The sequence below is a fragment of the Streptomyces sp. NPDC002513 genome, assembly GCF_053595355.1.
The window spans coordinates 49982-56922 of record NZ_JBSFXK010000048.1 but is presented as its reverse complement, the minus strand read 5'-3'; the positions used below and the strand labels follow the sequence as shown (position 1 = coordinate 56922).

Below are 6941 nucleotides of genomic sequence, written 5' to 3'. Positions count from 1 at the left end.
CATCCGCTGGGAGATCCGCGACGACATCCACGAAGCGTTCCTCAGCCTGGCCTGCGGCATCATCTGCTGGCGCCGACTGGTCAACCTCTCACTTTTACGGCAGCTGTAGATAGGCTGCCGATGCTCGTTGCGCCTGTTTAGCGGCTTGAGGGGGTGGCTGCGGGCGCGGGGACGGCCGCCTTGATCATGACGTGGTGTGACGCAACATCAGAACGAGACGGCCGCTTCGGCCACGGTAGACCACGAAGGCCATGACATCGCCTTCGGGGGCCTGTTGGCCTCGGTGGCCGACTGCTTCGCCCGCTCCGAGACCCGCCAGACGTTCGAGCGGATGGCCCGGGGCATGCTGATGGAACTCGAGGATGTCAACTGCTGGAGCCTGGCCGAAGCCATAGGTGAGCGGGGCCCGCACCGCCTGCACCATCTGCTCTCCCGTGCGGTGTGGGACGAGGAGGCGGTGCTGGAGCGTACGGCTGCCTGGGCGGTGGACGTGCTCGACGACGGTGACGGGATCCTGATCGCGGACGAGACGGGGGACGCGAAGTCCTCGACCGATGCGGTGGCCGCGGCCCGCCAGTACTCCGGCTCGGTCGGCGGTGTGGATCTGTGCCAGGTCGCCGTGCACCTGACCTTCGCCTCCTCCGCCGGGCACTGCCTGATCGGCCGGCGCCTGTACTTCACCCAGGAGTGGGCCGCCGATGAGGAACGCCGCGAGCTGGCCGGTGTCCCCGACGAGCTGTGTTTCGCCACCAAGCCACAGCTCGCGGCGGACATGCTCCGTGCCGCCGGCCGGCAGGGCATATCCGCCTCGTTCTTCCTGGGGGACGAGGTCTACGGAGGGCGGGAGCTGCGTACCGCCTGCCGTGAGCTGGGCCTGGGCTACGTCGTGGGCGTGCGCTCCAACCACCAGGTCACCACCGGCCCCGTGAAACTGAGCGTGGCCAAGGCCGCCGCCCGGCTGCCAAAGCGGGCCTGGCAGCGAATGCGGACCGGTGCGGGGCAGAAGGGCGTACGCGACTACGACTGGGCGATGATCGAGGTCACCGCCGACGACACCCCCGACGGACACGACCGCGACACGGGGACGTCCGTCCTGCTGGTCCGCCGGCACCGCTACACCCGCACCGTGTCCTACTACCGCTGCTTCGCCCCTGGGCTGGCGTCACTGGCGCGCTTGGTGTCACTGGTGTGCCGCAGGTGGCGGGTGGAGGACGACTTCCAGGACGCGAAGGAAATCTGCCACCTCGACAAAGGCCAGGTCACCTGCTGGAACTCCTGGCACCGCTGGAGCGTGACCGCCCTGGTCGCCTACGCCTTCCTGGCCGTCACCGCCGCCCTCGAACGCGCGGCCCAGACCGGCCGGAACGACCCCGCCGAGGCCGACCTCGTCCCCCTCAGCAGCCACGAACTCCTCCGCCTGCTACGGGCATTGATTCTTCCGCCACCCCAACGAGACCCCGAGCACCTGCTGTGGTGGTCCACCTGGCGCCGCCGCCACCAACACCGCGCCCGCCTCTGCCACCGCCGATGGCACGCGTACGCCGAGACCACACCATGATCAGAAAGTCCGGCAGCAGCTATCTACAGCTGCCGTAACTTTGTTAGGAGTTCTAAGGAAGCCGACCAACGCTGTGCACTGCTCGGTCCCCCATGGCAGTCGACGTGCGACCATGCCGCGCGTCGAGCTTGCGGAACCACGATGAAGGTTCGCCCGTGTGGGAACTGTGCGAAGAACCTAAAACTCGCTGATCACGTTGCTATACCGGGGTAGGAATGCCTCGGGGTGGGGGTTGTGATGGCGGTCAGGTTCCGGTTGTTCGGTAGCGTCGAGGCCCAGGACGGCGGCGTGGAGGTCGACCTGGGGCACCCGAAGCAGCGCGCGGTGCTGGGTGTGCTGCTGGTGGAGGCCAATCGCCTTGTGTCCACAGACCAGTTGCTCGACCGCGTGTGGGGCGAGCATTGTCCGAAACGTGGGCGGGAGACCGTATACAACTACCTGTCCCGGCTACGCAAAGCGCTGCGCGCCGTCGACGGCGAGGTCCGCCTGGACCGCCGCTCCGGCGGCTATCTACTCGCCGTTGACGAACAGACCGTGGACGTACATCGTTTTCGCCACCTGCTCACCCAAGCCCGGACCGTCCGCGACGATCAGCAGGCCTTGGAGCTCCTGGAGCAAGCCCTGCAACTGTGGCGGAGCGAGCCGTTGTCCGGTCTGGAGACACCGTGGGCGACCAGCCTCCGTATCGCCTTGGAGAACGAACGGCTGGCCGCTGAACTCAGTCACGCCGACGTCGCGTTGCGCTGCGGCCAGCACACGGAACTTCTCCCGAGCCTGTCGGCTCGCGCAACGCAGTACCCGTTGGACGAGTGCGTGGCCGGCCAGATGATGCTCGCCCTGTACCGCAGTGGCCGCCAGGCCGACGCCCTGGAGCACTATCAGGTGCTACGCCGTCGACTCGCCGATGAGCTGGGCACCGATCCCGGTCCGGATGTACAGCGCCTGCACCACCAGATACTCACCGCCGATCCGTCGCTGACCACGCCGGGCACTCTGTCCGTCCTCGAGCCAAGGGTTGCGGTGGTTCCACACCAACTTCCCGCTGCAGTCGCCCACCTCACCGGTCGGGTCCGCGAGTTGACCGCGCTCACCGAGCAGGTCGAGTCGGCCGCCGACGCGGGGACCGTGATGATCACGTCGATCGGTGGGAGCGCCGGAATCGGCAAGACCGCGCTGGCGGTGCACTGGGCGCACCAGGTTCGGGACCGGTTTCCCGGCGGACAGTTGTATGTGAACCTCCGAGGGTTTGACCCACGGGCGCAGGCGATGGACCCGGCCGAAGCGGTGCGTGGCTTCCTCGACGCCCTCGGCGTTGCCCCGCAGCACATGCCGCTGAGCCCACAGGCGCTGATCGCTTTGTACCGCAGTCTGCTGGACGGCAAAAAAATCCTCGTGTTGCTGGACAACGCCCTAGACGCCCAGCAAGTCAGACCGCTGCTGCCCGGCACCGCGGGGGCAGTGGCCGTGGTGACCAGCCGCAACCGGCTGTCCGGCCTGGTCGCCGTGGACGGCGCTCACCCGATGAGCCTGGACCTGCTCACCCAGGATGAAGCGCGGGAGCTGCTGTGCCGCCGGCTCGGACCCGGGCGGGTGGCCGCAGAACCCCGTGCGGTGCAGCAGATCATCACCCAGTGTGCCCGGCTCCCGCTCGCGCTGACCATCGCTGCCACCCGCGCCGCCCAGACCGGCTTCCCCCTCGCCACCCTGGCAGCGGAGCTGAACGAGGCCAGCCAACGGCTGGACGTCCTGTCCGCCGATGACCCGGCCAGTGAAGTGCGGGCGGTGTTCTCCTGGTCCTACACCGCGCTCACCCCATCGGCGGCCCGGCTGTTCCGGTTGCTCGGGCTGCATCCCGGACCGGACATCTCCGCTGCAGCAGCGGCTAGCCTGGCGGCCCTGCCCCCACCCCGTGTTCGGGGGCTGCTGGCTGAGCTGACCCGAGCCAGCCTGCTGACCGAGCACGCCTTCGGCCGGTACGCCTTCCACGACCTGCTGCGCGAGTACGCCACGGAGCAGGCCGGTTCCACCGACCCCGAAGAGGAACGCCACGCCGCTGTACATCGGATGTTGGATCACTACTTGCACACCGCGCACGCTGCCGCCCGGCTCCTGGAACCGGCCCGGGACTCGCTGACCCTGCCCCCGCCACAACCCGGGGTCTCGCCGGAGCACCCCGCCAACCACGAGCGGGCGCTGGCCTGGTTGACCACCGAACACGCCACTGTGCTGGCCGCCGTAGGCCACGCCGTCGCCACCGGATTCGACGCCCACACCTGGCAGCTGGCGCAGGCCCTCACGACCTTCCTCGATCGGCGCGGACACTGGCACGATCTGGCCGCCGTCGGGAGCGCCGCGATGGACGCTGCCGACCGGCTGGCTGACCCTCTCGGGCAGCCCGTCGCCCGCCATATCGTCGCCCGCGCCCACCGCCGCCACGGCAACCTTGACGGCGCGCGCTCTCACCTGCGCCATGCCCTGGACCTGTTCGGCCGGGCCGGTAACATGCCCGGGCAGGCTGATGCCTACATCGACCTCGCCAGGGTGCAGGCACGACAGGGCCCCCGTGCCGTCCCCGAAACCCTCGCGCACGCCCGCCAAGCCCATGCCTTGTACCAGGCCACTGGCCACCGACTGGGGCAGGCCCAGGCACTGACCGCCATCGGCTGGTCCCACGCCCGCCTCGGGGACTATGGACAGGCCCTGGTCTGCTGCCAAGAGGCCCTGCCTCTGCTTGAGGAATTCCACGACCGCGAAGGGCAGGCCTATGCCTGGGACAGCATTGCCTACGCCCAGCACCACCTTGGCCACTGCTCCCAGGCCGTCACGTGCTACCAACACGCCCTCGGCCTGTGCCGCGACCTCGGCGATCGTTACCTGGAAGCGGACATCCTCGACCGCCTCGGCGAGGCCCACCACGCCGCGCACGACCCCGAAGCCACCCACGATGCCTGGCAACATGCTTTGAACATTCTCACCGAACTCGATCACCCCCACGCCGACCGGATCCGCGTCAAGCTCAGCGCCCTCAGCACGGCTCCTGAAACCGACCGCCGGGAATCCGACCTCAGGCTGTTCGTTGAGAACGTCTGGTCAGCAACGCCGGAATCGAGCATTTCAACAAGCTGGACGTCGTCACACCCGCCGACTTCAACCATGTCTTCGCCATCGAGACACGCGGCCAGTTCTTCGCCGTGCAGAACGCAACATCCCCCATTGGCGAAGGAGGAGGGATCGTCCTGAGTTGTGCGTGCCGAAAACGTCATCCGAGCTGGTCAGCCCACTGGCAAGCCCAGAGCGCACGAGTGGCATGAAGATCGCTCGTGCTGCTGCGCCTCGCCTATCTTGCCGTCACGAACGCCTTCGCCGCCCTGCGACTGCTGCCGATCACCGACCACGACAAGGACACCGAGATCCTGGCCCTACGCCACCAGCTCACTAAGGTCGCCGCCTCCACCGTCTGGGAGATCCTCCGCGGGCACGGCATCCCGCCCGCACCCGAACGGCGGCACACGACCTGAGCCGACTTCCTCCGCAGCCAGGCCGACGCACTGCTCGCCTGCGACTTCTTTGAGACCTGCACCCTGACAGGCCACGCGCATGTATGTCTTCGCGGTCATCGAGCACGCCACGAGACGCATCCGGATCCTCGCTGTAGCCGTTGAGTTCTTGGGGGCTTGTGGCTTCGAAGAGGGGGTCGAGGCTGGTGAAGCGGCCGGTGGTGGGGTCCGGCTGACCCAGGCCTGGACCGCCACCGACTCCTGCGCGGCCACCCCCGCCACCGGCAACTCCTCCACGGTCGGCGACCCGCTGGACGCGACGGCCGCGTACTGGACCACCTGGAGCCTGGAGGCGCTGGGCACCCGCCTGCCCTCCGAGGTCGTGACGCACACCTACTCCGGCTTCCTGGACCTCCCGGACGCCGCAACGCCGCCTAACAGTGATCACCACCAGTCGGCGAAACACCAAGGTCAGTGCGCGTGCGGATCTTTCGGCACCCCACAGGTCGGCTTGGTCGCAGCGTGCCGACGCCGGGAATCAAAGTGGTCGCCGGACGCTTTGAGCGTGCGTGAAGAAGATAGGTTTCCTCTCGTTCGGCCACTGGTCGCCGAGTGCGCACTCCAAGACCCGGTCCGCCGCCGACTTCCTGCACCAGTCCATCGACCTGGCGGTCGCAGCCGAGGAGCTCGGCGTGGACGGTGCGTACTTCCGCGTACACCACTTCGCACAGCAGGCGGCCAGCCCGTTCCCGCTACTCTCGGCCATCGGTGCACGGACCTCGAAGATCGAGATCGGCACCGGCGTGATCGACATGCGCTATGAGAACCCGCTGTACATGGCCGAGGACGCCGGTGCTGCCGACCTCATCTCCGGCGGCCGGCTGCAACTCGGCATCAGCCGTGGATCACCGGAACAGGTGGTCGACGGCTGGCGATACTTCGGTTACACCCCCGCCGAGGGCGAGACCGGCACGGACATGGCCCGCCAGCACACCGAGGCCTTCCTCAAGGTGCTCGAGGGCAAGGGCTTCGCGCAGCCGAACCCGCGGCCGATGTTCCCCAACCCGCCGGGGCTGCTGCGCATCGAGCCTCACTCCGAGGGACTGCGCGAGCGGATCTGGTGGGGCTCCGGCTCGAACGCGACCGCCGTCTGGGCCGCAAAGCTGGGGATGAACCTGCAGAGTTCCACACTGAAGGACGACGAGACGGGCGAACCGTTGCACGTCCAGCAGCGCAAGCAGATCGAGGCGTACAAGGAGGCGTACAAGGAGGCAGGCCACGCGCGAGAGCCGCGGGTGTCGGTCAGCCGCAGCATCTTTGCCCTGACCAACGACCTGGACCGGGCCTACTTCGGCCGCGACCGCAACTCGCGCGACCAGCTCGGCATGATCGACGACACGACCAGGGCGATCTTCGGTCGCTCGTACGCCGCCGAGCCGGACGTGCTGGTGAAGCAGCTCCAGGAAGACGAGGCCATCCAGGCCGCAGACACCCTGCTGCTGACCATCCCTAACCAGCTAGGGGTCGACTACAACGCCCACGTGCTGGAGAGCCTCCTCACCTACGTGGCACCAGAGCTGGGCTGGCGCTGAGTATTCTGCCGACCTGTGTGCGGTGCGGGCCAGCTCATCACTGTGGTCGTCAGGCCCCCGGCGCGGCTTGGCTCGGTGATCAGTGCCGAGCCGCGACCGGCGACCGAGAGTGGGGGCGGTGCGGTCTGCCGGGCACATACCGGTCGGCGCGCGGAGTCCTGCGGGTGCCGAAAACCCCATCCGTGGGCACAAGGCGATCAAGGACTGCGAGCGACGCCTCGCCCGCTACCAAGCCGCCCTCGAAGCCGGAGCCGACCCAGCCGTCGTCACCCAGTGGATCAACACCGCGCAGCG

The 6941-nt window shown here is 68.2% G+C and carries 3 protein-coding genes and 1 pseudogene; all 4 read left to right on the top strand.

Annotated elements, in window-relative coordinates; genetic code table 11:
• Positions 1–196 precede the first annotated feature (196 nt).
• On the top strand, positions 197–1558 hold the full coding sequence (locus tag ACWD5Q_RS26440) for an IS701 family transposase (protein ID WP_451429537.1): 1362 nt from the start codon (positions 197–199) through the stop codon (positions 1556–1558).
• Positions 1559–1795: 237 nt separating this feature from the next.
• Positions 1796–4798 carry an AfsR/SARP family transcriptional regulator gene (locus ACWD5Q_RS26435; RefSeq protein ID WP_451429536.1) on the top strand — a complete coding sequence of 1001 codons (3003 nt, stop codon included), beginning with the start codon at positions 1796–1798 and terminating at the stop codon, positions 4796–4798.
• 80 nt (positions 4799–4878) lie between these two features.
• Positions 4879–5206 (top strand): annotated as a pseudogene (locus ACWD5Q_RS26430) (hypothetical protein); the annotation flags it as partial.
• A 418-nt stretch (positions 5207–5624) separates the two neighbouring features.
• Positions 5625–6647, top strand: coding sequence for an LLM class flavin-dependent oxidoreductase (locus tag ACWD5Q_RS26425; RefSeq protein WP_451429535.1), 1023 nt, complete (start codon positions 5625–5627; stop codon positions 6645–6647).
• Positions 6648–6941: the final 294 nt, after the last annotated feature.

Excerpts from the sequence above, each read along its gene's own strand:
- ACWD5Q_RS26435 (WP_451429536.1), top strand. The coding sequence starts at position 1,796 with ATGGCGGTCAGGTTCCGGTTGTTCGGTAGCGTCGAGGCCCAGGACGGC.